Here is a 23,440-nt window from a genome sequence, read left to right on the forward strand (position 1 = left end):
TCTCAAAAGTGCGTTGTCGCTGCGGGGCCGAAACCCTATCTTTCGCACATGCGCTGGATATTGACCCTTTTCACCTTTTGCTTGCCAGTCCCGGTCTTTGCTCATCCCCATGTGTTCATCGACACGGGGCTGGAGTTCATCGTCGATGACGCAGGCAATCTGACACATGTGCGGGTAACCTGGGCCTATGATGAGCTGTATTCGCTGTTCGAGCTTGAGGACAGAAAACTTGATCAGGATGGCGACGGTATTCTGAGCGAGAGCGAACAGGCTTTTCTGGCCGGGTTCGACGCGCAGTGGATCGAAGGGTATAACGGCGATCTGGTGGTGCGTGCAGATGGCCAGATCATCCCTCTGTCGGGTCCGATGGAACCTACGGCCACCACTGATAACGGCCGCATTGTCTCGACCCATCTGAGGGCTGTTGAGGGCGAACCGGTCGCAGCGGCGGCTTTGTCAGCCAAGGCGTTCGATGAAACCTACTACACAGCATACGAGGTTACGCGCCCGGTAACAGTGTCCAGTAAGCTGACGTGCCAGATAGAGCGGACGGATCCCGATATTGACGGCCAGCTCGCCCAGATGCGGGCGTTCCTGCTGACCCTTGATGCCAATTATGATCTTGAGGAGAATGACATCCCGCTGGTTGGTGAAAGCTTTGCGACCGAGATCCGCGTTTCATGTCCAAGTACCTGATTATCCCTGTCCTCCTGTCGTTTGGCCTGCTGCTGTGGTTCTGGGGCAGCGGAGGGTTTGACAGCCTTGCTGCCTGGGCCGCTGGCGAACAGCGCGAGTTCCAGAACCAGATCGCCCGATCCCTGCGCGCCGCCCGCGCGGAACAACCCGAGGCTGTCGCGACCCTTTTAACTGTTTGTTTCGCTTACGGATTTTTCCACGCCATAGGCCCGGGTCACGGCAAAGTCTTGATCGGAGGGTACGGGCTGGGGCGCAAGGTGGCCTTTTGGCGTTTGTCCGCGATCAGCGTGCTGTCCAGTTTGGGGCAGGCCGTCACTGCAGTGGTTCTGGTGTATGCCGGGGTTCTGGTGTTCCAGATGTCGCGGGACAGTTTGGTTGGCACAACCGAGCAGGTCATGGCGCCCGTAAGCTATGGCGCCATCGCTGCAATTGGCCTTTGGCTGGTGTTCCGGGCGTTACGCAGTTTCGCCAGGCGGTACCGGGCGGATCGGACACAGGTGCATCATCACCATCATCATCATGACGGCCACGATCATCATCACGGTCATGACCACGAGGTTTGTTCGGATTGCGGGCATCGGCACGGTCCGACGGCGGAAGAAGTTGCGCAGATCGGGAATTGGAAAGAGGCTGCCCTGCTGATTGTGGGCATCGCTGCGCGTCCCTGCACCGGGGCGCTATTTGTGTTGATCCTGACGTGGCAAATGGGCATCGCGATGGTTGGAATCGCCGGTGCTTTTGCAATGGCACTGGGCACGGCGACAGTGACAACACTGGTCGGTTGGACCTCACTTGGTTTGCGCGGCGGGTTGCTGGCCTCGGCCTCGGCCACCCGCTTTGCGCAGGTTCTGGCGCCGACGATCGAACTCATCGCGGGTCTGGTGATCGCCGTTATTGCCAGCGGGCTGCTGCTGCGCGCGATTTAGTCGAATACCGGCTGAGGATATCCAACCCGCGCCAGATACAGACCTTGCGGCGGACAAACTGGCCCGCAGGCGGCGCGGTTCTGGGCCGCAAGCGCGTCTTGGACATCCTCAGGTGTCCAAGCGCCTGCGCCGACCCTTTCTAATGTGCCAACAAAGCTGCGCACCTGATTGTGCAGAAACGAGCGGGCGCGGACGTGGAAATGCACCTCTGGGCCCGAGAACCCGTCGGTTTGTTCCACCCGCAATTCATCCAGTGTTTTGACCGGGCTGGCCGCCTGACAGATCGAGGACCGGAAGGTGGTAAAATCATGCCGCCCAATCAGCGTATCCGCACCGGCCTGCATCGCCTGCACGTCCAAGCGGTGATTGATCTGCCAAACCTGCCCAGCATCATGTGTGGCTGGTGCACGACGCATCAGGATACGGAACAGGTACTGCCGTTCGACCGCCGAAAACCGGGCGTGCCAGTCGTCATCGACCTGCGCCGCCTGCACAATCGCCACAGGGTGGGGTTTAAGGTGGTAATTCAATGCTTCGGATAGACGGAACGGATCCCAGTCCTTGATCAGATCACAATGGGCGACCTGTCCCAGTGCGTGAACGCCTGCATCGGTGCGGCCAGCAGCTGCGATGGTATGCGCGCCGGGTTGGATGCGCGACAGGGCCTCTTCGATCGCCCCTTGCACGGATGGCTGGTCCTTTTGCCGCTGCCATCCGGCAAACGGCTCTCCTTGGTATTCAACTTTCAACGCGTATCTTGGCATGGGCCGCTGGTAGCGCGACGCGCCGCCACGGGCAAGAGCGGGAAAGCGCTGGCATGTCAGGCGGTGGCTACCTATCTTGAGCGAAACAATAAAAGCGGGGCGACGGTTTGGTCATCTCTTCCCTGGCAGACAGTGTGGTGCGCGGCGTCGAGTCCGTGGGCGATACCGTGTCAGAAGCCTTTTTTGAACCAGTGATCCGGCTGGGCGTGACCGGTTTGGCGCGGTCCGGCAAAACGGTATTTATCACGTCACTGGTTGCAAACCTGCTGGACCGTGGGCGAATGCCCGGATTGGTGGCGCAGCAAGAAGGGCGGATCAATGCGGTTTACCTGCAGCCGCAGCCCGACGATACAGTGCCTCGTTTCGATTATGAAAACCACCTTGCGGCGTTGACCGGGCCTCAGCCACACTGGCCAGACAGCACCCGCGCCGTGTCCGAGTTGCGCTTGTCCTTCAAAGCACGGCCGTCCGGACTTTTGTCGGGTTTGCAGGGACCACGCACTGTGCATCTGGATATTGTCGACTATCCGGGTGAATGGCTGCTGGATCTGGCTTTGTTGGACAAAACCTATGAGGCTTGGTCGGCAGAGACGCTCGAACGCATTACCGCGCGCCCACAGGCTGCCACGTTTCTTACTCAGGCTAAAGCTGCCGATCCGGCGGACACGCATGACGAACCCACTGCTCAGGCGCTTGCGAAAGCGTTTGCAGAGTATCTGAACGCGGCCCGTGATGCGGGGTTCTATGATTGCACACCGGGGCGTTTTTTGTTGCCCGGTGACCTGGCTGGTTCCCCGGTGTTGACATTCGCGCCGCTGCCGGTTGATGGACCTGCGCCCCGGCGCAGCCTGCACCGCGAAATGGCGAGGCGGTTCGAGGCGTATAAGTCGCAGGTCGTTAAGCCGTTTTTTCGGGATCACTTCGCGCGAATCGACCGGCAGGTGGTTCTGGTGGATGCGCTGGGCGCGATTCATAAGGGTCCGCAAGCGGTCGAAGATATGCGCCGCGCGATGGCTGATATCCTGTCCGCATTCCGTCCCGGCCGAAACGCTTGGCTAAGCCGTTTGCTGCTTGGAAAACGGGTCGAGCGTATTCTGTTTGCCGCCACCAAGGCCGACCACTTGCACCACCAACAACATCAACGTCTGACCCATATCATGGAGGCGCTAATTCGTGACGCCCGCGACAGGGCCAGCTTTGCCGGGGCGGACACGACGGCCTTATCGATGGCCTCATTGCGCGCGACAACCGAGGAAATGCGTTTGCATGATGGGGTAGAATTGCCCTGCGTTCGAGGAACGTTGATGGATGGCAAGCAGGCGGCGTTTTATCCGGGCGAATTGCCGGATGACCCTTTGAAACTGTTGGGGGCGGCGCGCAATGGGGCCGAAGGTTGGCTTGACGCCGAATACGGGTTCATGTCCTTCGCCCCCGCCAAATTGACCCTGCGCCCCGGAGATGGACCGCCCCATATACGGCTGGATCGCGCAGCGCAGTTTCTGATCGGAGATCGCCTGTGATCGCAACTCTGCGCCCGGCTCGCAGCACCGATGCCGGTGCGACCGGAGAGATTCTGCACGGTTTCGCGCGCGAGAACGACTGGATGCCAGAGCTACACACTCAGGCCGAGACCATCGCGTTCTGTGACCGTATGATAGATCAGGATTGGGTTACAGTGGCTGAACTGGACGCCCGCGTGGTGGGTTTTCTGGCTTTGAACGGGACGGAAATCCATTCCTTATACCTGAAACCCTCTGCCCGACGGCATGGCATCGGACGACACCTGCTGGACCATGCCAAATCCCGGCGCACGCAGCTTTCGTTGTTCGCGTTTCAAGCCAATCTGCCTGCGCGGCGGTTCTACGAACATAACGGTTTTGTCGAAGTTGCGCGCAGCGATGGGGCCGATAACGATGAAAACCTGCCGGACATTAAATATGTCTGGATAAGAGAGGGGGCAGAAAATGGCTAAAGGTCCCGTGCTGATCGACCTCGAAGCGGACGCGCCTACCGTGGACGTGGCGAAGGCGCCTCCGGTGCCTGAGATCGGGCAACCTCAAGGGCAGGCGATGCAGGGCGTGGTCCGGCTTGCGGCTCGCAGTCCCTCGCGGCTGGCGCGTTGGTTCTGGGGGCTGGCCTTAACTGCTGTTGGCGCTGTTGTGTCCATCGCGGCGTGGGACTTTGTGAACGGGCTTTTGCTGCGTGCGCCGGTTTTGGGTTGGGTCGTGACGGGGCTTTTTGCAGCGCTGGTGTTGGTCGCCCTGATCATCGCGCTGCGTGAATTGGCGGCAATCGCACGTTTGTCTCGTGTTGACGGGATAAGGCAAGCGGCGGACACAGCGCTGGCCGAGGATGATCTGGCACAGGCACGCGCGGTTACGACCAAGCTTATTGCTTTTTACAAGGGTCGGGATGAAACCAAATGGGGTCGTGACAAGCTGACCGAACGTATGGGGGAACAGTTCGACGCCTCTGGGCTGCTGACCTTGGCCGAAGATGAATTGCTTGCCCCATTGGACGCCGCCGCCAGCCGCGAGGTCGAAGCGGCCGCCCGTCAGGTGGCCACTGTTACGGCCCTGGTGCCTTTGGCGTTGGCAGATGTCGCCACCGCTTTGGCTGCGTCGCTTCGGATGATCCGGCGCGTTGCTGAAATCTATGGCGGTCGCGCCGGGTTTCTGGGGAGTTGGCGGCTGACCCGTGCGGTTTTTGTTCATCTGGTCGCAACCGGAGCAGTCGCGGTTGGCGATGACCTGCTGGAGCCCGTTTTGGGCGGCTCGGTTCTTAGCAAACTGTCCAGAAGATTCGGCGAAGGTCTGGTCAATGGGGCCCTCAGTGCCCGTGTCGGTGTGGCCGCAATGGAGGTTTGTCGACCTTTGCCCTTCTCTGACCGTCACAAACCCTCGACAAGGGGAATGATCAAGCGGGCCTTGGCGGGTTTGTTTTCCAAAACTTGACCTGCCGCAAGGTGCTGACGTCCACTGGATGGCATACCAGACCCGGAGCCAGCCATGACCGAGCACGGACACAGCCAGCAAGAAATAGCCCAACGTATCAACGCACCACCCGGCCGCGGCGTGCTGCGCGACGTCGTTTATGGGGGCATTGACGGATCAGTGACCACATTTGCGATCGTGGCCGGGGTTGCTGGGGCTGGCCTTTCGCCATTCATCATCGTGGCCTTGGGGCTGGCCAATGTTTTGGCAGATGGCTTCTCGATGGCGGCGGGCAATTACTCTGGCACAAAAGCTGAATTGGACAACATTCGCCGCATCCGCGCGATCGAGGAACGGCATATTCACCTGTATCCCGACGGTGAGCGAGAGGAAGTGCGCGAGATTTTGGCGCAGAAAGGTCTGTCGGGGCGAGTGCTGGACGAGGCGACCGACGCAATCACTGCAAACCACGACAACTGGATCGATCTGATGATCGAAGGGGAATACGGGCTGGGCAGTGTCGACCCTCATCCTCTCAAGGCTGCGATGGCGACCTTTTGGGCATTTCTGATCGCGGGGATGGTGCCGCTGTTGCCTTTCCTCGCCGGGGTGGATCAGGCTTTTACCATTTCCGCCTGGATGACAATGGCCGTGTTTTTTGCCATCGGTGCGCTCAAAAGCCGGTGGTCGCTGGCACCTTGGTGGCGATCCGGGGGCGAGACGTTGTTGATCGGTGGAGCTGCTGCCTTGATCGCGTATCTAGTGGGGTCGCTGTTTCATCCTTGACGGGCTAGATTGATCCAGCTTGGCGCAGGTGGTTGTTGAAGGTAACAGACATAAACTCGGGCCTTTCATTACCTGTCCAACAACTACTCTAATTGCGGGTTTCCGGCGATTGCGGTGGTGCAGATCATCTTAGGGCAGTTCATCGCGCGCCTCACGTCTGGCTGCATTTAGACCTGAGTTATACCTGCGAACTGGCGGATTTTCTGACTGTTGCCCAACGGGCGTCTCGGGTAGCCTGACGGTGAAACCAACCGGAGAACCCATTGGAATCCTTTCTTGTTCTTGTTGGATTGATCGTGCTGGCCATCCCGGTAGGCATCGTTTTTCTGATCGTAAGTCACACCCGCCTGCGCCGTCGGGTTGAACAGTTAGAGCAGGATCTTCGCGCGCTGGGTGGGGATGTTTCCAAAACCAGCGTTGCACCACGCCGACCCGAACCGCGCAAGCCGACCGAAAAACCGGACAAGGCGCTGAAACCCGCCCTGTGGTCCAAGGCGCAGACACCCCAACCCGCCGCCGAGCAGACACCGCCTGCCGCCGTAGTGTTTCGTGAGGACCGGTTTACTGCGCTTTCGACCTGGTTGCGAGAGAACTGGTTTTATGTGGTGTCCGCCCTTTCACTGGCGTTGGCAGGGATATTCTTGGTTCAATACGGTGTCGAAAATGGGTTATTGCCTCCGTCCGCCCGTGTGATTGCCGCGTTGAGTTTCGGTGTGGTTTTGATCGTGGCCGGAGAAGTGATCCGCCGCAGGTTTGGAGATGATGAAGCCTCGGCCACCGCATATTTGCCCTCGGTTTTCTCGGGCGCCGGTCTGGTTACCCTGTTCGGAGGCATTCTGGCTGCTAGGCAGCTCTACGACTTGATCGGCCCCGAAAGCGCGTTGATTGCAATGGTCGTTGTTGCCCTGTTGGGGTTGATCCTTGGCTGGTTCCACGGCCCCTTGCTGGCTGCTGTCGGTCTGATCGGGGCCTTTGCAGCCCCCTTTGTTGTTGGCGGTACGTCCAAGGATCCGGGCTGGCTATATGCCTATTTCTTTGTGATCGCCGTTTTGGGATTGGGGATCGACACAGTGCGCCGCTGGGCGTGGATATCCGTCCTGACTCTGTTTGGTGCCTATGCCGCTTGCCTGCTGCTGGTGCTGTCCTCACCGCTGACAGAACCGTATTACCTGATCTGCGTCACAGCGTTGGCCGTGATTTCCATTGCGATACCAATTCGGCGTGTCTGGCCCGATCATGAGGGCGCGATGATCAGCCAGATCATCAGTCGCAAAACGGGCGATGCATGGCCCGAATTTCCCACGCGGGTTGCCTTTGGCGCGGTCGCCGTTAGTTCCGCGATTCTTTCGGTGCATTGGGCTGATAGCCCGGCGGAGTTCTGGCTGGGCGTTACCTTGCTGGCAGGGCTGGCGCTTGGATTGATGCTGTGGGGCAGGCGGGCGGAGGCATTGCAGGATGCGACTATATTGCCAGCGCTGGGCCTTGTCTGGTTCGTTCTGATGCATGGCTGGGATAACGGCATCGTTCTGCGCCACTTCGTTGAGACCTATGCCGAAACCGCCGAAGCGGATTACCCTTGGGTGGTCACGGTCCTGATCATTCTGGGTGGGGTGATTTCCGTCACTGCAGCCAGGCGCTCGATGCATGCACACAAATATGCGGCCGGGTGGGCTGGCGCCGCTGCGGTCTTTGCGCCCGCGTTGGCCATCGCTCTTGAGGTCGGCTGGCACCCCGCGACTGTGATCGGAGCCTACCCGTGGGCACTGCATAGTATCGCATTGGGTGCGTTGATGGTCATCTTTGCCGAGCGTTTTTCGCGCGTTGACGGAGATCAACGGATGCGCGCGTCGCTGGCGACGCTCTCGGCTTTATCCTGTTTGACCTTTGCCTGCGTCATTGTCCTGAGTTCTGCGGCGCTGACCATTGCTCTGGTCGCGATGGTAGTCGTGGCCGCCGCGCTGGATCGCAAATTCAACCTGCCGCCGATGAGCTGGTTCATCTGGGCTGGTGTCTTCACAGTCACGGTGCGGCTGGTGTTGAACCCGGGGCTTGACTGGGCCGGTACCGCCGCGATCCTTGAAATGACGCTGGTCTACGCAGTCGCAACCCTTGGTTTCCTGTCGGGTTGGTTGCTGATCCGCTCACTGAATCGGCCTGTTGCAACTCTATTGCTAGAGAGCGCCACCTGGGCCACCGGGGGTATATTGCTGTCTTTGTTGCTGGAACGCTGGTTGCAGAGTTTTGGCGAGGGCAACGCCACTAATAGCCACTGGGGGCTGGGCTTACTGGCGATCATCTGGTTGCTTCTGGCCTTTGCGCAGGTTCAGCGGTTCGAACTGGGCGGAAAGCTGAACTATGCTCGCTATTTGCTTGCGGCGTTTTTTGCCGGGCATGGTCTTTTCCGATTGGTTCAGACGTTGGTTGATGCGAACCCGTTGCTTAACAAGGTTGCGTCACCGGTTCTGGGTCTGCCGTTATTGAACACGCTTGCGGTCGCTTACTTGTTGCCTGCACTGGCAGTCGGGCTGTCGGTCTGGAGGATTCATGCGACTCCGCTGTGGCTGAAGCGCGCCAGTTGGGGCTTGAGCGGTGGATTGACGGCTGTCTGGTTGGGGCTGATGATCCGTCATGTTTGGCAGGGCGCGGCCGGCATGTATGAGGGCAACGGCGTGACCCAGCCCGAGCTTTACACTTACACCATTGCTCTTCTGGTAATCGGGGCGGTGGTTTTCTACCAGTCGCTGGCGCGCCGATCCGACCTGATGCGCAAAGCCGGGCTGGCGGTGATTGGGCTGGCGGTGGCCAAGGTGTTTCTGATCGACATCGCCGGGCTGGGCGGACTGATCCGGGTGTTCTCGTTGCTGGCTTTGGGGTTGGCTTTGGCGGGTCTGGCTTGGCTTAACCGCTGGGCGCAGTTGCGCCATTCGCCGCATGGGCCGGAACCTCTGGACCATTGAGGGTGGGCGTCTTATAAGCGCGGCCATGTATGACCGGATGGCCATCATTATTCGAATTATATCCCCGGCGCTCTGACATCCTGAGACGCCGGGCAAAGGTGTTTGAGACTTCGCACCGACCGCTTCGATCCATACGACGACCAGATGATCCAAAGGACGCCCCCAATGTGCGCCGAAACACCCGATTACAAAGACACGCTGAACCTGCCCAAAACCGATTTCCCCATGCGCGCCGGCCTGCCCAAGCGCGAGCCCGCATGGCTGGAGCGTTGGGAGAAGATCGGCGTCTATGACCGCCTGCGGGAAAAACAGGGGCGCACGCCGTTCACGCTGCACGATGGCCCTCCTTACGCGAACGGTCACCTGCATATCGGCCACGCGCTGAACAAGACCATCAAGGACATGATCGTGCGGAGCCATCAGATGATGGGCCACGACGCGCGTTACGTGCCCGGCTGGGATTGTCACGGCCTGCCGATCGAATGGAAGATCGAGGAGCAGTACCGCAAGAAGGGCAAGAACAAGGACGAGGTGAACATCGTCGACTTCCGTCAGGAATGCCGCAAGTTCGCCGAGGGCTGGATCGACATCCAGCGTGAGGAGTTCAAGCGTCTGGGCATCACCGGCAACTGGCCCGATCCCTATATCACCATGGACTACCACGCCGAGGCCGTGATCGCGGATGAGTTCATGAAGTTCCTGATGAACGGCACGCTCTATCAGGGGTCCAAGCCCGTGATGTGGTCGCCCATTGAAAAGACCGCTCTGGCCGAGGCTGAGGTCGAGTATCACGACAAGGAAAGCTTCACCATCTGGGTGAAGTTCAAGGTAGTTAAGGTCAACAAAGACGACTACATTGAAGCCGTTTTGAGAACAGACAAAGACAAGGTGCATCGTTCAGCGCCGCTTGTAGATGTCGAAAACAATGAAGTACGCGTGAACACTGACGCGACAGAAGTGTTGACAGAAAAACTTGAAGCTGTTCCGCATGACTTGCTGGATGCTTACGTTGTTATCTGGACCACGACCCCGTGGACCATGCCGTCAAACAAGGCGGTCGTGTATGGCAAGGACATTTCGTACGGCCTCTACGAAGTCACCGGTGCGCCGGATGAATGCTGGGCCAATGTGGGCGACAGGTTCCTGCTGGCCGACAATTTGGCCGCCGACGTACTGGGCCGCGCCCGTCTGAACGACGATCAATGGACCCGTGTCCGCGACGTGACCACCGATGAGCTGGCGGGCGTCCAGCTGACCCACCCGCTGGCCGGGGCCGAGGGCGGCAATGGCGAGTGGGATGACATCCGCGATTTCCGGGCAGCTGAGTTCGTGACCGATACCGAAGGGACGGGTTTCGTCCACTGTGCGCCGTCGCACGGGATGGAGGAATTCGAGCTTTATCGCGATCTGGGCATGCTCGAGCAGGTCATCACCTATAACGTGATGGACGATGGCTCGTTCCGCGCTGATCTGCCGTTTTTTGGCGGCAAGTACATTCTGTCCCGCAAGGGCGGCGAGGGTGACGCCAACAAAGCCGTCATCGACAAGCTCGCCGAGGTTGGCGGGCTGCTGGCGCGCGGCAAGATCAAGCACAGCTATCCGCATTCGTGGAGGTCAAAAGCTCCGATCATCTATCGCAACACGCCGCAGTGGTTTGCATCCGTGGACCGCAAGCTGGACGATGGCATGGGCGAGATGGGCGACACGATCCGCGAACGCGCCCTGCGCTCGATTGATGAGTTAGTGAAGTGGACGCCGCAGACGGGTCGCAACCGCCTGTATTCGATGATCGAAGCCCGCCCCGATTGGGTTCTGTCCCGCCAGCGCGCTTGGGGCGTGCCGCTGACCTGTTTCACCAAGAAGGGCGCCCTGCCCACCGACGCGGACTACCTGCTGCGTAACGCCGATCTGAACGCGCGCATCAAGGCTGCGTTCGAAGAAAACGGTGCGGATATCTGGTACACGGACGGGTTCAAGGAACAGATGTTGGACGGCATCGCCAACCCGGATGACTATGATCAGGTGTTCGACGTGCTGGACGTTTGGTTCGACTCTGGCTCGACTCACGCCTTCGTTCTGCGGGACCGTGAGGACGGGACCGAGGACGGCATTGCCGACGTCTATATGGAGGGCACTGACCAGCACCGCGGGTGGTTCCATTCGTCCATGCTGCAGGCTTGTGGCACCAAGGGCCGTGCGCCGTATCGCAACGTCGTGACTCATGGCTTTACGCTGGATGCCAAGGGCAACAAGATGTCCAAATCGCTGGGCAATACCATCGTGCCGGAAGAGGTCATCAAGCAATACGGTGCCGATATCCTGCGTCTTTGGGTGGCTCAGACCGATTACACCGCCGACCAGCGGATCGGGCCGGAGATCCTGAAAGGCACCGCCGACAGCTATCGCCGCCTGCGCAACACGATGCGGTTCATGCTGGGCTCGCTGGCGGATTTCACCGAGGCCGACCGGGTTGCGCCCGAAGATATGCCGCGTCTTGAGCGTTGGGTGCTGAGCCGTCTGGCCGATCTGGATGAACAGGTCCGCAAAGGCTATGCCGCCTTCGATTTCCAGGGTGTGTTCAGCGCAGTGTTCACCTTTGCCACGGTCGATTTGTCCTCGTTCTATTTCGACGTACGCAAGGATGCGCTCTATTGCGATGGCGACAACCTGCGCCGCCGCGCCGCCCGGACCGTGCTGGATATCCTCTTCCACCGCCTGACCACGTGGCTGGCTCCGGTTCTGGTCTTCACCATGGAAGAGGTCTGGCTGGAGCGGTTCGGGGGCGATGACAGTTCGGTCCATCTTGTGGATTTCCCGGACACGCCCGCCGATTGGCGACATGCCGAGCTTGAGGCCGCCATGGCCAAGGTGCGCCGTGTGCGCCGTGCCGTCACCGCCGCGTTGGAAATCCAGCGTCAGGACAAAGTGATCGGGTCCAGCCTTGAGGCTGCTCCGGTTGTGTATGTCGAGGATCAGGAAACCCGTGATCTGCTGACCACCTTCGATGTGGACGATATGTGCATCACCTCGGGCCTGACCGTCAGCGGCAACCCCGCCCCCGCCGAGGCCTTCCGCGTGCCCGAGATTGAGGGCGTTGCGGTGGTGTTCGAAAAGGCCGAGGGCGCAAAATGTCAGCGCTGCTGGAAAATCCTGCCGGATGTGGGGCGTCATGCGCATGACGGTGTCTGCGGGCGCTGTGACGAGGCGTTGGCTTAACGTCCGGCTTTGGAGTTTTGCGAGGCTCTGCCTCGCGCTCCGAGGTATTTATGGCCAGATGAAGGGGCGGATCGCTCTGATTGGGGTTGCGGGTTTGGCGAAACATCTGCAACCCTTTTTCTATGCCGATGATTGCCGTTGATACTCAGTTTGGCCGCCTTGGGGTTGAGGAAACCGATGGGGCGCTGACGCGTCTGGTTTGGGACGGGGTGGATGACGGGCCGGTCACGCCTTTGTTGCGTGAGGCTGCGGCGCAATTGCGGGCCTATGACCGGGGGCAGTTGGACCGGTTTGATCTGCCATACCACATCGCCGGATCGAAGTTTCAGCGGCAGGTTTGCGACCTGATGTTTGCCATTCCGCTGGGTGAAACGCGGACCTATGGCGAGATCGCCAAGGAACTGGGCCAGCCGCCGCAACCCGTAGGACAAGCCTGTGGGGCCAATCCAATTCCCGTTATTATCCCGTGCCATCGGGTGTTGGCCGCCAACGGGCTGGGCGGGTTTTCGGGCGACGGCGGGGTTGAGACAAAGGTCGCCTTGCTACGTCATGAACGCGCGGCGGGATTGCTGATCTGAGGGCGGATTTCTGTTGCAATCCCGCTGCTTGAGGCTCAATCTGTCTCAGATAGAGAGTTCAAGGGACCAGAATTCATGACCGCCCACACAGACCCGGCCACCCGCAAGAAGGCCATCATTGACCGCCTGATGTCGTTGGAGGAGCAGGAGCTGGCAACCGCGCAGGCGCATTATGATGCGTTTCTGAAGGATTCTCAGCTAGACGACCGGGAAGGGCATGACAAGGATGATCTGGCTGCCTCGCGCGAGAATGCAGATCTGGCTGCGGCGTTTGATGCGCCGGTTCAGGCGCATCACGCCAAGATCGATGTGATCGAGAACACCGATTTCAGTGTGACCGATACGGTCAAGCCCGGCGCAGTGGTCAAGTTCAACAGCCGGCGCTTTGTGGTCTGCGTCTCGACCACGCGGTTCGAGGTTGAAGGCAAGACCTATATGGGCATCTCAACCCAAAGTCCGATTTATCTGGCGATGGCGGGGCTGCAAGAAGGCGACGTTTTCACCCATAATGGCACCGAGTTCGAGGTGCAGGAGGTTCTTTAACTCTTGCGCTGGGGGATCACCTGCTGGGCGATCCCTGCAAACACCAGGTAGAGGCTGGTGATCACGAGCCCCCAGTGTGCCCAGCTTTCGGGGTGGAAATCGACCCAGGCGGCCCAGCCTGCGAAGAAGGTCCAGGCAAGCGCCATCGGCAGGGTCAAATTGCGCCAGCGCTCGGTGCGGACGGGGTGTACGAATTTCAGCGGTAGGAACATCGCCAGCGACAGCAGCGAGACCAGCAGCAGGATCACCCAGAAATTCGGCTCGAGCGCGAAGATCACGATGACGAACATGTTCCAGCAGCCGGGAAAGCCTGAAAACGAGTTATCCTTGGTCTTCATACGCGTATCCGCGAAATACATGGCGCTGGCAAAGGTGATGACGATGATGGCGAACCAGCCGGTCCATCCATCCATTAGCCCTGACTTGAACAGGGCAAAGGCGGGAATGAACACATAGGTCAGATAGTCGATGATCAGATCCAGCAGAACACCATCGAATTCAGGCGCATTGTGCTTGACGTGGTAATGCCGCGCCAAAGGGCCGTCGATTCCATCCACGATGAAAGACACAACCAGCCACAGATACATCAGGCTCCACTTTTCCTCGACGGCGGCCAGCATGGCGAGCATGGCGAAAACTGCACCGGTTGCAGTGAAAAGATGAACGGATAGAGCTTTGAATCTGAGTGTCATTCGCGTGTCATGTACGAAGCGTGCCCAAGATGCAAAGCAAAAAGCCGGGACATGCGAAAATGCATTGCGTCATGCTTTGGGGTGGGTACGGTCGTACACCTCCATCAGACGGGTTGTGTCGACGGCGGTATAGGCCTGTGTGGTTGAAAGTGAGGCATGACCCAGCAATTCTTGTATCGCACGCAGGTCGCCTCCAGCGGACAAAAGGTGCGTTGCAAAGCTGTGCCGCATGGCGTGTGGGGTCGCCGTAGCAGGAAGCCCAAGTTGCTGGCGGGCTTTTGCCATAACCGCCTGAATGGCGCGAGGGTTCAGCGCGCCACCTCGCACACCGCGAAAAAGAGGTTTGTCTTTGGCCAACGGATGCGGACACAGTGTCGCGTAACGATCGACGGCCGCTCGTGCGGCAGGCAAGACCGGCACGATCCGTTCTTTGTTGCCTTTGCCGACGATTCGCAGCGATTGGGGTAGAGGAGCGTCGGCACCAGTCAGGGAAAGGGCTTCGGAAATCCGTAGGCCGCAGCCATAAAGCAAGGTGACTACGGCCGCATCGCGGGCCGAAATCCAATCGCTGGTCGATTGCAGCTCGATTGTTTCTATCAAGGCGCGGGCGGCGTCTTCGGCCACGGGGCGGGGTAGCTTTTGGGTGAATTTGGGAGCACGCGTTGACAAAACGGCTGTCGGCTCGAACCCTTCCCGTTCCGCCAGCCAACGATAAAAGGTTTTGACTGCAGATAGCTTGCGCGCCAAGGACCTTGCGCCGACGCCGGAACTGCGCTGATCGGCCATCCAGGCGCGCATGTCGGATACCGTAATTCGCGCCAAAGCGGCCAGCCCCTGGCGTTCGCTGTGGTGCAGAGTCATAAACGACAAAAATTCGGCCACGTCGCTGCGATAGGCAGCCTGCGTATTTTCCGAGCGCCCGGACAGGGCCACAAGTCCCTCAAGCCAATGCTGCAACGCGTCGCGGCAGGCCGGAGAGATCAGGCTCATGACAGCCAGTTGCGCATGGAACGTTCGAACACGCCGGCGAAAAAGGTCAGCAGATCTGTTCCCAATTGCGGAGTGAAATGGTTGGGGTCCTTCGCGCTCATGATAATCATGCCCGGTAGGCGACCCTCGCCAAGATCCAGTCTCATGCATGCCTCAGACCGCAGGTGGTCGGCTTGCTCGCCGAATATGCGGTGGGTGGGATGAATGACTTCACGCAACACGACCTCACGTGCGGGGCCGCTGCGGTCGAATGTCAGGTAGTTGTCGACAAAACCGGGTTCGACAACGGCCAGTGCGCCGCCCAGTTTCTCGATCGCAGGGTCTTGCTGAAGGGCAGTGGTTTCCAGCACAAGAGTGATGCGATCAACGCGCAATATCTCGGCCACATCCTTACCGAGCGTGCGCAGGAAGTCTTCGAACCCTGTGGGCTCCAGCAGGCGCAAGATTGCGCGGTGGACCTGATTGGTGCCTGCAAGATTTTCGTAAGCGGCGGCGATCACCGAACGGTGCGTGTCTTCAAGCCGATCCAGTCGTGCTTCGAGACGTTGCATGGCGATGCCACGCAGGTCGATGATGTTGTCTCCGCGCGCCTGTTCATTGGCGGCGACAAGCGCCTGCATCAGGTCCTTGTCGTCGAGAACTGCATCAGGCTCGGCCAGAATAGCCTCACGGAGAGTGTCCTTGAGTTTGGTATTGCTGCTCATGTCCCGTCCGGTCTTTTTTATGTTTTGCCGCCTTATAACACGGCTTGACCGATTTGCCTTGGGAAAAGTGAGCTTGCGGAAGGATTTCCCGTCTTTTGCGCAACGGGGGCCTCTCCCGCCTGCAAGACCCTGATCTGCGATCAGGGCTGGCAGTTGGGCCGGGCGCGGTGCCTTGCGGCACCGCGCGGCAGCTTCAGGGATCAGAGGATTTTCTGGCCGGTCTTGGCCCAGTCGGCCAGGAAGGTTTCAAGCCCCTTGTCGGTCAGCGGGTGATCGGCCAGTTTCTTGATCACGGCAGGCGGAGCGGTGATCACGTCGGCGCCGATGCGGGCGCTGTCTGTTACGTGGTTCACGGTGCGGATGGATGCGGCCAGAATTTCGGTCTCGAACCCGTAATTGTCATAGATCTGACGGATATCGGCGATCAGGTCCATGCCGTCGAGGTTGATATCGTCCAGACGTCCGATAAAGGGCGAGATAAAAGTTGCGCCCGCTTTGGCGGCCAGCAGTGCCTGGTTGGCCGAGAAGCAGAGCGTCACGTTGACCATCTGGCCTTCGTCGGACAGGGTTTTACAGGTTTTCAGCCCTGCCCATGTCAGCGGAACTTTCACGGCGATGTTCGGCGCGATCTGGGCCAGCTTGCGGCCTTCGGCGATCATGTCGTCGGCTTCGGTGGCGACGACTTCGGCGGATACGGGGCCGTCGACCAGATCGCAGATCTCTTTGGTGACTTCCAGAATGTCGCGGCCTGATTTCAGGATCAGCGAGGGGTTGGTGGTCACACCGTCCACCATGCCCAGATCGTTCAGTTCGGCGATAGCGTCGATCTCGGCTGTGTCTACGAAGAATTTCATGAGGGCAGTCCTTTGATGGGTTGGCCTTGGTCGCGGATGGCTTTACCCCAATAACACCGATGCTGAAACCCCCGACCCGAGGAGATGCGGTGAGCGCGCAGGAGTATTTCGACCACGGTGAACTGGTGGCGGTGCTGACCGCGCAGCCGCTGGACCGGACGCTGGATTACAAGGCACCCGAGGGCGGGTGTTTTCTGGGCGCATTTGTCGAGGTGCCGCTTGGGCCGCGCAAGGTTCTGGGTGTCGTCTGGGGGCCGGGGCAGGGGGGCTTTGATCTGGCCAAGGCGCGATCGGTGATCCGGGTGCTTGAGGTTGCGCCAATGCGCGAAGAGATGCGCCTGTTTCTGGGAAAAGTGGCCGATTACACGCTGACGCCGATGCCTGCGATGCTCCGGCTGGCGACCCGCGCGCCGGGGCTGGGCGATCCGCCATCGATGCGGAAAATCTACCGTTTGGGGGATGCCGAACCCGACCGGGTGACCGACGCGCGAACCCGTGTGCTTGAGGTGCTGCGCGACTATGGCGGGTTGGCGTTCACGTTGAAGGAACTGGCCGAGCAGGCGGGGGTGACGTCCTCGGTCGTCAAAGGCTTGGTCAAGCAAGGCGCGGTGCGCGAGGAAGACAGCCCGCGTGATCTGCCCTATCCGCGTCTAGACCCGGACTTGCCGGGTAAGGTGTTGACCGACGATCAGTCCGCCGCTGTTGCGCGCCTGCAGGCCGGGCAGCGGACCGGCGACTATGGCACGACATTGCTGAAGGGCGTCACCGGCTCGGGCAAAACCGAGGTCTATCTGGAAGCCGTGGCCGAAGCCCTGCGCATGGGGCGGCAAGCACTGGTTCTGCTGCCCGAGATCGCCCTGACCGCCGAATTCCTGACGCGGGTCGAGGCGCGGTTTGGCGCGCGACCGGCGGAATGGCACTCGGGCGCCACCATGACCGAGCGCCGCCGGGTCTGGCGTATGGTCGGGCAGGGTGAGGCGCAGTTGGTGGTCGGTGCGCGCTCGGCGCTGTTTCTTCCGTTCCGCGATCTGGGGTTGGTGGTGGTCGATGAGGAACACGACACATCCTACAAACAGGAAGACGGCGTGCATTACAGCGCGCGGGATATGGCAGTGCTGCGCGCCTCGATCTGCGGCGCGCGGGTGGTTCTGGCCAGCGCCACGCCCTCGCTGGAAAGCTGGGCCAATGCCGAGGCTGGCAAGTACGAGAGGCTGGACCTGACCTCGCGCTTTGGGGCGGTTCTGCCTGAGATGAAGCCCATCGACATGCGGGCCGAGCAGATGCAGCCGGGGACGTGGATTTCGCCGTCGCTGCGACAGGCAGTGCGGCAGCGGATCGAGCGCGGCGAGCAATCACTGCTATTCATCAACCGCCGTGGCTATGCGCCGGTGACGCTGTGCCGGGCTTGCGGCGAGCAGATTGCCTGCGATCACTGCGATGCGCGAATGGTCGAACATCGGTTTCTGAAACGTCTCATGTGCCACCAATGCGGCGAGACCAAGCCGATGCCCGACACCTGCCCCTCGTGCAAGGTCGAGGGCAAGCTGGCCCCGGTTGGCCCCGGGATCGAACGGCTGGCCGAAGAGGCCGAGGCCACATTCCCCGAGGCCAAGATCGCTATGCTGAGTTCCGACCTGTTCGGCTCGGCCCGCGCGTTGAAGGCCAAGATCGAGGAGATTGCCGAGGGCGACGCGGATATCGTCATCGGCACGCAGCTGGTGGCCAAGGGGCATAACTTTCCGAAGCTGACTTTGGTCGGGGTGATTGATGCCGACCTGTCGTTGCATGGTGCTGACCTGCGTGCGGCGGAACGCACGTTCCAACTGATGCGGCAGGTTGCGGGCCGGGCCGGACGGGCGGACAAACCGGGGCAGGCGCTGTTGCAAACCTTCCAGCCCGAACACCCGGTGATACGCGCCATTCTGTCGGGCGATGAGGAAGGGTTCTGGAAGGCCGAGGCCGCCGGGCGTCAGGCCGCTGGCGTCCCGCCCTATGGGCGCATGGCCGGGATCGTCTTGTCTGGCCCCGAGGTTGGTCCGGTTTTCGACATCGGCAACGCGATGGCGCGCAACGATGCGCCGCTACGCGCCATAGATGCCCAAGTCTTCGGACCTGCGCCCGCGCCCATCGCACGGATCCGCGGGCGGCACCGTGTGCGCCTGCTGGTCAAAGCCCCCAAAGGCGCGCCCATTCAGGACGCAATTGCTCGTTGGATCGCCCCCTTGCGTCTGAAGGGCGACATTCGCCTAACTGTGGATATCGACCCACAGAGTTTTTACTGATCTCTGCACCGGTGCAGACCGCCTGTGCGTCTGCCCCCTCGCCAAACCGAAAAAATGAGCGTAGAGCGGTATCATGCTGAAACCCATGCCGCTCTCGGACGCGCAGAGCCTTCCATTCTGGCGCCGTCCCATAACGCTCTTGTTCATGATGGCGATGATGATGCCCATTGCGTTCAACGCATGGAGCGCGCTGCTGAACAATTTCGTCATCGAAGTGGCGAATTTCGACGGGGCAGACATTGGTCTGCTGCACACCGTTCGCGAAATTCCGGGCTTTCTGGCCGTTGGTGTGATTGCGGTGATCATCTTTGTTCGCGAGCAAGTGCTGGCGATGATCTCGCTGATGATGCTGGGCGTTGCGACGGCGATCACGGCGTGGTTCCCCAGCCTTGGCGGGCTGCTGTTTGTGACCTTGTTCAGCTAGATCGGGTTTCACTATTACGAGACAGTGAACCAGTCGCTGCAGCTGCAATGGTTGCCCAAGGATCGCGCACCGCAGGTGTTGGGCTGGCTGGTGGCCATGGGTTCAGCGGCGACAGCAGTGGTTTACGGTTTGATCGTGCTGACATGGGACCGGTTCGATCTATCCTATAACCTCGTCTTCATGGCGGCGGGCGGCGTGACGGCCCTGTTGGCGCTGTTCTGCCTGCTGGCCTATCCGCAATTCGACGCGCCCACGCCGCAGACCAAAAAGCTGATCCTGCGCAAACGCTATTGGCTGTATTACGCGCTGCAATTCATGGCCGGTGCCCGGCGGCAGATCTTTGTCGTCTTCGCAGGCTTCATGATGGTCGAGAAATTTGGGTTCGAGGTGCATGAGCTGACCAGCCTCTACCTGATCAATCTGGTGATCAACATGGCCGCCGCCCCGATGCTGGGGAAAGCCGTATCCGTGTTCGGCGAGCGCCGCACGCTGATCTTTGAATATGCCGGTCTGGCCATCGTGTTCGCGGCCTATGGCGGCATCTATTGGTTTGGCTGGGGCGTGGTGCTGGCCGCGATCCTTTATGTGATTGACCATGTGCTGTTCGCCCTGGCATTGGCGCTGAAAACCTATTTCCAGAAAATCGCCGACCCTGCCGATATCGCACCAACCGCAGCCGTGGCGTTCACGATCAACCACATCGCCGCCGTGTTCCTGCCGGCGTTGCTGGGTTTGCTGTGGGTGGTCTCGCCCGGCGCGGTGTTTACGCTGGCGGCAGCGATGGCGATGATCTCGCTGGCCTTGTCGCTGCTGATCCCGCGCCACCCGGAACCCGGCAATGAGACTATCCTGTCAAAATACGCCCCGGCCCCTGCGGAATAAGCCAGCGCTTGACCTTGCCTGCCCGGCGGCCTAGGCGCAGGGGAAACCCAAACAGGAGGCCCCCATGCCCACATTCACTGCGCTGACCACTCTGACGGGCAAGAAAGCCGCCGAAGGCTTGGGCGAAGCAATGGAGCGTCTGGAACCAGAGCCCACCGGCGTTGGTGTGTTCGAGGTCGAGGACGGCTCGGGCCTTTGGGAAGTTGGCGGCTATTTCACCGAAACCCCGGATGAAACCGCGCTGGCCGTTCTGGCCGCCGCGTTCGAGGCCAAGCCCTTTGTCGTCTCGGAACTGCCCGAAACCGACTGGGTCGCCCATGTGCGCCGCGAACTCGCCCCGGTCGAGGCCGGGCGGTTCTTTGTCTATGGCGGCCACGACGCGGACAAACTGCCCGAAGGCCGCATTCCTCTGCTGATCGAGGCCGCGATGGCTTTTGGCACCGGGCATCACGGCACAACGCTGGGGTGTCTAAAGGCGCTGGATCAGCTGTTGAACGAGGGGTTCGAGGCGACGAAGGTGGCCGATATCGGCTGCGGCACCGCAGTTCTGGCCATGGCCGCAGCGCGGGTCTGGCAGGGTGATATCATCGCCAGCGATATTGACCAGGTGGCCGTCGATGTGGCCGAGGCGAACCTGAAAGCCAATGGCATGGCCGGACAGGTGCAGTGTGTCGAGGCGGCGGGGTTCGACCATCCCGACCTGAAAGCACATGCGCCCTACGATCTGATTTTTGCCAACATCCTGAAAGGCCCTCTAGTCGCGTTGGCACCCGAGATCGGGGCGAATCTGAACGCTGGCGGGTATGCGATTCTATCTGGAATCCTGAACGAACAGGCCGATGATGTGGTCTTGGTTTATTCTCAAAACGAGTTCAATCTTACCCAAAGATCCCAGATTGGCGAGTGGACGACGCTAATCTTAAGCAAACAGGGCTAAATTCGGGCCATTTACAGGAGTTTTGTGGATTCCTGCCACTTTTTTGGCGCAATCTCTTTTTACCGTTCAAGCATGGATATCGGGGGCGGTTTGTGGAGGCTGCCATGACTGGAAAACAACTGGAATTTGATCAGCGCATTCATCGCCTGAACAAAAAGCACGCAAAACTCAGCCGAGGCTATCGCGCGACGATGCGCAAAGATGGTCTTGTCGTTATGAGGCCGCAGCGTGTTCAGTCGGCTGTGCCGTTCAAAGTTCTTGTGATGGCTTTTTTGGGCTTTATCGCATTCAAAACTTTCTTGCTTACGAGCTTAGGTTCTGGCGGGTATCAGTATCGCGTGGACAGCCTTGCCGAAGGCACTCAGGTCGAAAAAGCTGGTGCGTGGATCATGCAGATTGATCCGCTTTCTTCGTTTCTCTCAACTCAGGTCGCCAAATATTTGCCCTGAGTTTCGTCTGCTCTGACGAAAAACGCCGCGCATAGATGAATGCGCGGCGTTCTTCTTTGCCCCCGAGGGAGAAAGGGGCTTGTGAGTGGTGGGGGTGTGCTAATCCCTACCGGCGGCCTTCTGCCACGACGTCGATGTCGCCACGGCACAGGCCGATATCTTCCAGTTCGCGATCTGTCAGACCGCTCAGCGCATTACGGGTCATGCGGGCGTCATTCCATTCGATAACGGCGTTTACAACCGATGCGAAAATTCCGCCGATACGGCCAGCAGGGCCGAATGAGCCAGTGGTGGCGCGGGTGGTATCCAGTGCAGCCATATCCTGTTTCCTTCTGGTTAGAGTTCCATGAGTGTCATTCGATTTGACGGGCATTTAGGGATGTCGTTCTGACACTGCAAGTGATGAAAACGCATGTGTCCTATGCGTTTTTTGCAAGTCTCGGAATATGTGAAAACCCCTTAATATTAAGGCCATTTTACGGTCATGAAACATGTCGAAAACAGGCTTTCCGCTGTCGTAAATTGACCGATATGTCGGTGGCGAAACAGGTCTGTCGTTTTTAGCCCGCCCGTCAATTCGCTTGGAAAATGTTCACGCTTCGTGCTAACCCGTAAGAAAGATCACAAAAACCCGAGCAGGCTGGGGCACAACATGCGGATTTTGGGCATTGATCCGGGGCTACGAACCCTGGGATGGGGCGTCATCGAATCGCATGGCAGCCGCCTGAGCCACGTGGCCAACGGGCTGTGCAAATCGGATGGGGATGATTTGGGTGAGCGGCTGTTGTCTCTGCACAACCAGATTGTCGAGGTGATCGCCGAACACGCACCCGATCAAGCCGCGATCGAGCAGACATTCGTGAACAAGGACGGTGCGGGCACGCTGAAACTGGGCCAGGCGCGCGGGGTCGCGCTGCTGACGCTGGCGCAGGCGGGGTTGCCGGTGGGGGAATACGCGCCGAACCGGGTCAAGAAAACAGTGGTAGGTGTCGGGCACGCCGAGAAAGAGCAGGTCTTGCACATGGTCAAACTGCAGCTGCCCGGGTGTCAGCCCAAAGGCGCGGATGCGGCAGATGCGCTAGCGATTGCGATCTGTCATTCCTATTACGGCACAGCGCCGCAGGCGCGGATGAAAGAGGTGCGGGCATGATCGGTAAACTCACAGGGCGGCTGGATTACCGCGCGGCGGATCACGTCCTGATCGACGTGCGCGGGGTTGGGTACATCGTCTATTGCTCGGACCGGACCATGGCGGCCTTGCCGGGCGTGGGTGAGGCGGTCTCGATCTATACGGACATGGTCGTGCGTGAAGACCTGATGCAATTGTATGGGTTCTTGTCTTTGGTCGAAAAGGAATGGCATCGGCTGCTGTGTTCCGTTCAAGGCGTAGGGGCCAAAGTGTCTTTGGCGATCTTGTCGGCGCTGGGCCCGGATGGCGTCAGCCGCGCGATTGCTTTGGGCGATTGGGGCGCGGTCAAGGCGGCCAAGGGTGTGGGGCCGAAGACGGCGCAGCGCATCGTTCTGGACCTGAAAGACAAAGCGCCGGGTGTGATGGCCATGGGCGGGACCGTGACCGAGGCGATGGATGGCCCTGTGTTGGAAACGGTCGAATTGGTTGAGCCCACGCCTGCGCCGAAACGCGCGGCGAAACCAGCCTCGGGCAATGCGGCGGCCTCGGCGGGTGCATTGTCGGCGCTGTCCAATCTGGGGTACGGCCCGTCCGAGGCGGCCTCGGCCGTGGCTGAAGCGGCCGCCAGCCTGCCGGATGCGGGCGAGGCCGAGTTAATCCGGGCGGCTTTGAAATTGCTGGCTCCAAAAGGCTGAATG

Annotated in this window: 21 protein-coding genes and 1 pseudogene; 16 read left to right on the forward strand and 6 right to left on the reverse strand. The window is 59.9% G+C overall.

All coding sequences use genetic code 11. From position 1 onward, the window contains the following. Positions 1-48 precede the first annotated feature (48 nt). Together ACR3EG_RS06290 and ACR3EG_RS06295 are read left to right on the forward strand one after the other, a co-directional pair. A complete protein-coding gene (locus ACR3EG_RS06290) occupies positions 49-696 on the forward strand; it encodes a DUF1007 family protein (RefSeq protein ID WP_480494240.1) in 648 nt (215 codons plus the stop codon). Beyond that, positions 681-1,622: a nickel/cobalt transporter gene (locus ACR3EG_RS06295; protein WP_480494242.1), complete on the forward strand. Its 942-nt coding sequence runs from the start codon at positions 681-683 to the stop codon at positions 1,620-1,622. Before ACR3EG_RS06290 ends, ACR3EG_RS06295 begins: the two co-directional genes overlap by 16 nt. On the opposite strand, the gene truA is transcribed toward ACR3EG_RS06295, so the two are convergent. Further along, the gene (gene truA, locus ACR3EG_RS06300; protein ID WP_480494244.1) at positions 1,619-2,386 is read right to left on the reverse strand and encodes a tRNA pseudouridine(38-40) synthase TruA; all 768 of its coding nucleotides are present in this window, start codon (positions 2,384-2,386) and stop codon (positions 1,619-1,621) included. The two genes, ACR3EG_RS06295 and truA, sit on opposite strands and share 4 nt — an antisense overlap. A 107-nt stretch (positions 2,387-2,493) precedes the next feature. Between truA and ACR3EG_RS06305 the strand changes: the two genes are divergently transcribed. From ACR3EG_RS06305 to ACR3EG_RS06340, 8 genes are all read left to right on the forward strand, one after another. Next, positions 2,494-3,906 (forward strand): YcjX family GTP-binding protein, encoded by a 1,413-nt coding sequence (locus ACR3EG_RS06305; protein ID WP_480494246.1) that lies wholly within the window; start codon positions 2,494-2,496, stop codon positions 3,904-3,906. Then, positions 3,903-4,358 (forward strand): N-acetyltransferase family protein, encoded by a 456-nt coding sequence (locus ACR3EG_RS06310; RefSeq protein ID WP_480494248.1) that lies wholly within the window; start codon positions 3,903-3,905, stop codon positions 4,356-4,358. Before ACR3EG_RS06305 ends, ACR3EG_RS06310 begins: the two co-directional genes overlap by 4 nt. Continuing rightward, positions 4,351-5,340: a YcjF family protein gene (locus tag ACR3EG_RS06315; RefSeq protein ID WP_480494250.1), complete on the forward strand. Its 990-nt coding sequence runs from the start codon at positions 4,351-4,353 to the stop codon at positions 5,338-5,340. Before ACR3EG_RS06310 ends, ACR3EG_RS06315 begins: the two co-directional genes overlap by 8 nt. Before the next feature lie 54 nt (positions 5,341-5,394). Next, a complete protein-coding gene (locus ACR3EG_RS06320; protein WP_480494251.1) occupies positions 5,395-6,105 on the forward strand; it encodes a VIT1/CCC1 transporter family protein in 711 nt (236 codons plus the stop codon). Between the two features lie 263 nt (positions 6,106-6,368). Further along, positions 6,369-9,062: a DUF2339 domain-containing protein gene (locus tag ACR3EG_RS06325; protein WP_480494253.1), complete on the forward strand. Its 2,694-nt coding sequence runs from the start codon at positions 6,369-6,371 to the stop codon at positions 9,060-9,062. Positions 9,063-9,227: 165 nt separating this feature from the next. Next, on the forward strand, positions 9,228-12,278 hold the full coding sequence (gene ileS, locus ACR3EG_RS06330) for an isoleucine--tRNA ligase (protein WP_480494255.1): 3,051 nt from the start codon (positions 9,228-9,230) through the stop codon (positions 12,276-12,278). A gap of 122 nt (positions 12,279-12,400) precedes the next feature. Then, positions 12,401-12,856, forward strand: a complete 456-nt coding sequence (locus tag ACR3EG_RS06335) for a methylated-DNA--[protein]-cysteine S-methyltransferase (protein ID WP_480494257.1) — start codon at positions 12,401-12,403, stop codon at positions 12,854-12,856. 75 nt (positions 12,857-12,931) lie between these two features. Beyond that, positions 12,932-13,399, forward strand: coding sequence for a hypothetical protein (locus tag ACR3EG_RS06340; protein ID WP_480494259.1), 468 nt, complete (start codon positions 12,932-12,934; stop codon positions 13,397-13,399). Here ACR3EG_RS06340 and ACR3EG_RS06345 read toward each other — a convergent pair. The 4 genes from ACR3EG_RS06345 to fsa all read right to left on the reverse strand — a co-directional run bounded on the left by ACR3EG_RS06345 (position 13,396) and on the right by fsa (position 16,639). After that, entirely contained in the window at positions 13,396-14,091 is a 696-nt protein-coding gene (locus ACR3EG_RS06345) for a CDP-alcohol phosphatidyltransferase family protein (RefSeq protein ID WP_170354902.1), read from the reverse strand. The two genes, ACR3EG_RS06340 and ACR3EG_RS06345, sit on opposite strands and share 4 nt — an antisense overlap. Positions 14,092-14,160: 69 nt before the next feature. Next, positions 14,161-15,081 carry a tyrosine recombinase XerC gene (locus ACR3EG_RS06350; RefSeq protein WP_480494261.1) on the reverse strand — a complete coding sequence of 307 codons (921 nt, stop codon included), beginning with the start codon at positions 15,079-15,081 and terminating at the stop codon, positions 14,161-14,163. Continuing rightward, the gene (locus tag ACR3EG_RS06355; RefSeq protein WP_480494263.1) at positions 15,078-15,785 is read right to left on the reverse strand and encodes a DUF484 family protein; all 708 of its coding nucleotides are present in this window, start codon (positions 15,783-15,785) and stop codon (positions 15,078-15,080) included. The genes ACR3EG_RS06350 and ACR3EG_RS06355 overlap by 4 nt, the downstream gene beginning before the upstream one ends. A gap of 200 nt (positions 15,786-15,985) precedes the next feature. After that, positions 15,986-16,639: a fructose-6-phosphate aldolase gene (fsa, locus tag ACR3EG_RS06360; RefSeq protein WP_170354905.1), complete on the reverse strand. Its 654-nt coding sequence runs from the start codon at positions 16,637-16,639 to the stop codon at positions 15,986-15,988. A 59-nt stretch (positions 16,640-16,698) separates the two neighbouring features. Here fsa and ACR3EG_RS06365 point away from each other — a divergent pair, with 59 nt between their 5' ends. The 4 genes and pseudogenes from ACR3EG_RS06365 to ACR3EG_RS06380 all read left to right on the forward strand — a co-directional run bounded on the left by ACR3EG_RS06365 (position 16,699) and on the right by ACR3EG_RS06380 (position 21,613). Further along, on the forward strand, positions 16,699-18,921 hold the full coding sequence (locus ACR3EG_RS06365) for a primosomal protein N' (protein WP_480494264.1): 2,223 nt from the start codon (positions 16,699-16,701) through the stop codon (positions 18,919-18,921). Positions 18,922-18,994: 73 nt separating this feature from the next. Then, positions 18,995-20,227 (forward strand): annotated as a pseudogene (locus tag ACR3EG_RS06370) (MFS transporter). A 64-nt stretch (positions 20,228-20,291) separates the two neighbouring features. Further along, entirely contained in the window at positions 20,292-21,164 is an 873-nt protein-coding gene (locus ACR3EG_RS06375; protein ID WP_480494266.1) for a 50S ribosomal protein L11 methyltransferase, read from the forward strand. 104 nt (positions 21,165-21,268) lie between these two features. Next, positions 21,269-21,613 (forward strand): hypothetical protein, encoded by a 345-nt coding sequence (locus tag ACR3EG_RS06380; RefSeq protein ID WP_170355063.1) that lies wholly within the window; start codon positions 21,269-21,271, stop codon positions 21,611-21,613. Between the two features lie 106 nt (positions 21,614-21,719). Here the strand turns inward: ACR3EG_RS06380 and ACR3EG_RS06385 are convergent, their stop codons facing one another. Further along, positions 21,720-21,932 carry a DUF1127 domain-containing protein gene (locus tag ACR3EG_RS06385; RefSeq protein WP_480494268.1) on the reverse strand — a complete coding sequence of 71 codons (213 nt, stop codon included), beginning with the start codon at positions 21,930-21,932 and terminating at the stop codon, positions 21,720-21,722. 333 nt (positions 21,933-22,265) lie between these two features. On the opposite strand from ACR3EG_RS06385, the gene ruvC reads away from it, so the two are divergent. Both ruvC and ruvA read left to right on the forward strand, forming a co-directional pair. Further along, positions 22,266-22,763: a crossover junction endodeoxyribonuclease RuvC gene (ruvC, locus tag ACR3EG_RS06390; RefSeq protein ID WP_170354909.1), complete on the forward strand. Its 498-nt coding sequence runs from the start codon at positions 22,266-22,268 to the stop codon at positions 22,761-22,763. Continuing rightward, positions 22,760-23,437 (forward strand): Holliday junction branch migration protein RuvA, encoded by a 678-nt coding sequence (gene ruvA, locus ACR3EG_RS06395; protein WP_480494270.1) that lies wholly within the window; start codon positions 22,760-22,762, stop codon positions 23,435-23,437. Before ruvC ends, ruvA begins: the two co-directional genes overlap by 4 nt. Positions 23,438-23,440 lie beyond the last annotated feature (3 nt).

This window comes from Ruegeria sp. AM7 (assembly GCF_056535965.1).

What these genes read in the sequence shown, in the direction of transcription:
- ACR3EG_RS06335 (WP_480494257.1), top strand. Translation starts at nt 12,401, where the DNA reads ATGCCGATGATTGCCGTTGATACTCAGTTTGGCCGCCTTGGGGTTGAG.
- ruvC (WP_170354909.1), top strand. Translation starts at nt 22,266, where the DNA reads ATGCGGATTTTGGGCATTGATCCGGGGCTACGAACCCTGGGATGGGGC.
- ACR3EG_RS06345 (WP_170354902.1), bottom strand. Translation starts at nt 14,091, where the DNA reads ATGACACTCAGATTCAAAGCTCTATCCGTTCATCTTTTCACTGCAACC.
- ACR3EG_RS06290 (WP_480494240.1), top strand. Translation starts at nt 49, where the DNA reads ATGCGCTGGATATTGACCCTTTTCACCTTTTGCTTGCCAGTCCCGGTC.
- ACR3EG_RS06315 (WP_480494250.1), top strand. Translation starts at nt 4,351, where the DNA reads ATGGCTAAAGGTCCCGTGCTGATCGACCTCGAAGCGGACGCGCCTACC.
- truA (WP_480494244.1), bottom strand. Translation starts at nt 2,386, where the DNA reads ATGCCAAGATACGCGTTGAAAGTTGAATACCAAGGAGAGCCGTTTGCC.
- ACR3EG_RS06385 (WP_480494268.1), bottom strand. Translation starts at nt 21,932, where the DNA reads ATGGCTGCACTGGATACCACCCGCGCCACCACTGGCTCATTCGGCCCT.
- ACR3EG_RS06380 (WP_170355063.1), top strand. Translation starts at nt 21,269, where the DNA reads ATGACTGGAAAACAACTGGAATTTGATCAGCGCATTCATCGCCTGAAC.
- ACR3EG_RS06295 (WP_480494242.1), top strand. Translation starts at nt 681, where the DNA reads ATGTCCAAGTACCTGATTATCCCTGTCCTCCTGTCGTTTGGCCTGCTG.
- ACR3EG_RS06350 (WP_480494261.1), bottom strand. Translation starts at nt 15,081, where the DNA reads ATGAGCCTGATCTCTCCGGCCTGCCGCGACGCGTTGCAGCATTGGCTT.
- ACR3EG_RS06365 (WP_480494264.1), top strand. Translation starts at nt 16,699, where the DNA reads ATGCTGAAACCCCCGACCCGAGGAGATGCGGTGAGCGCGCAGGAGTAT.
- ACR3EG_RS06355 (WP_480494263.1), bottom strand. Translation starts at nt 15,785, where the DNA reads ATGAGCAGCAATACCAAACTCAAGGACACTCTCCGTGAGGCTATTCTG.
- ruvA (WP_480494270.1), top strand. Translation starts at nt 22,760, where the DNA reads ATGATCGGTAAACTCACAGGGCGGCTGGATTACCGCGCGGCGGATCAC.
- ACR3EG_RS06320 (WP_480494251.1), top strand. Translation starts at nt 5,395, where the DNA reads ATGACCGAGCACGGACACAGCCAGCAAGAAATAGCCCAACGTATCAAC.
- ileS (WP_480494255.1), top strand. Translation starts at nt 9,228, where the DNA reads ATGTGCGCCGAAACACCCGATTACAAAGACACGCTGAACCTGCCCAAA.
- fsa (WP_170354905.1), bottom strand. Translation starts at nt 16,639, where the DNA reads ATGAAATTCTTCGTAGACACAGCCGAGATCGACGCTATCGCCGAACTG.
- ACR3EG_RS06375 (WP_480494266.1), top strand. Translation starts at nt 20,292, where the DNA reads ATGCCCACATTCACTGCGCTGACCACTCTGACGGGCAAGAAAGCCGCC.
- ACR3EG_RS06340 (WP_480494259.1), top strand. Translation starts at nt 12,932, where the DNA reads ATGACCGCCCACACAGACCCGGCCACCCGCAAGAAGGCCATCATTGAC.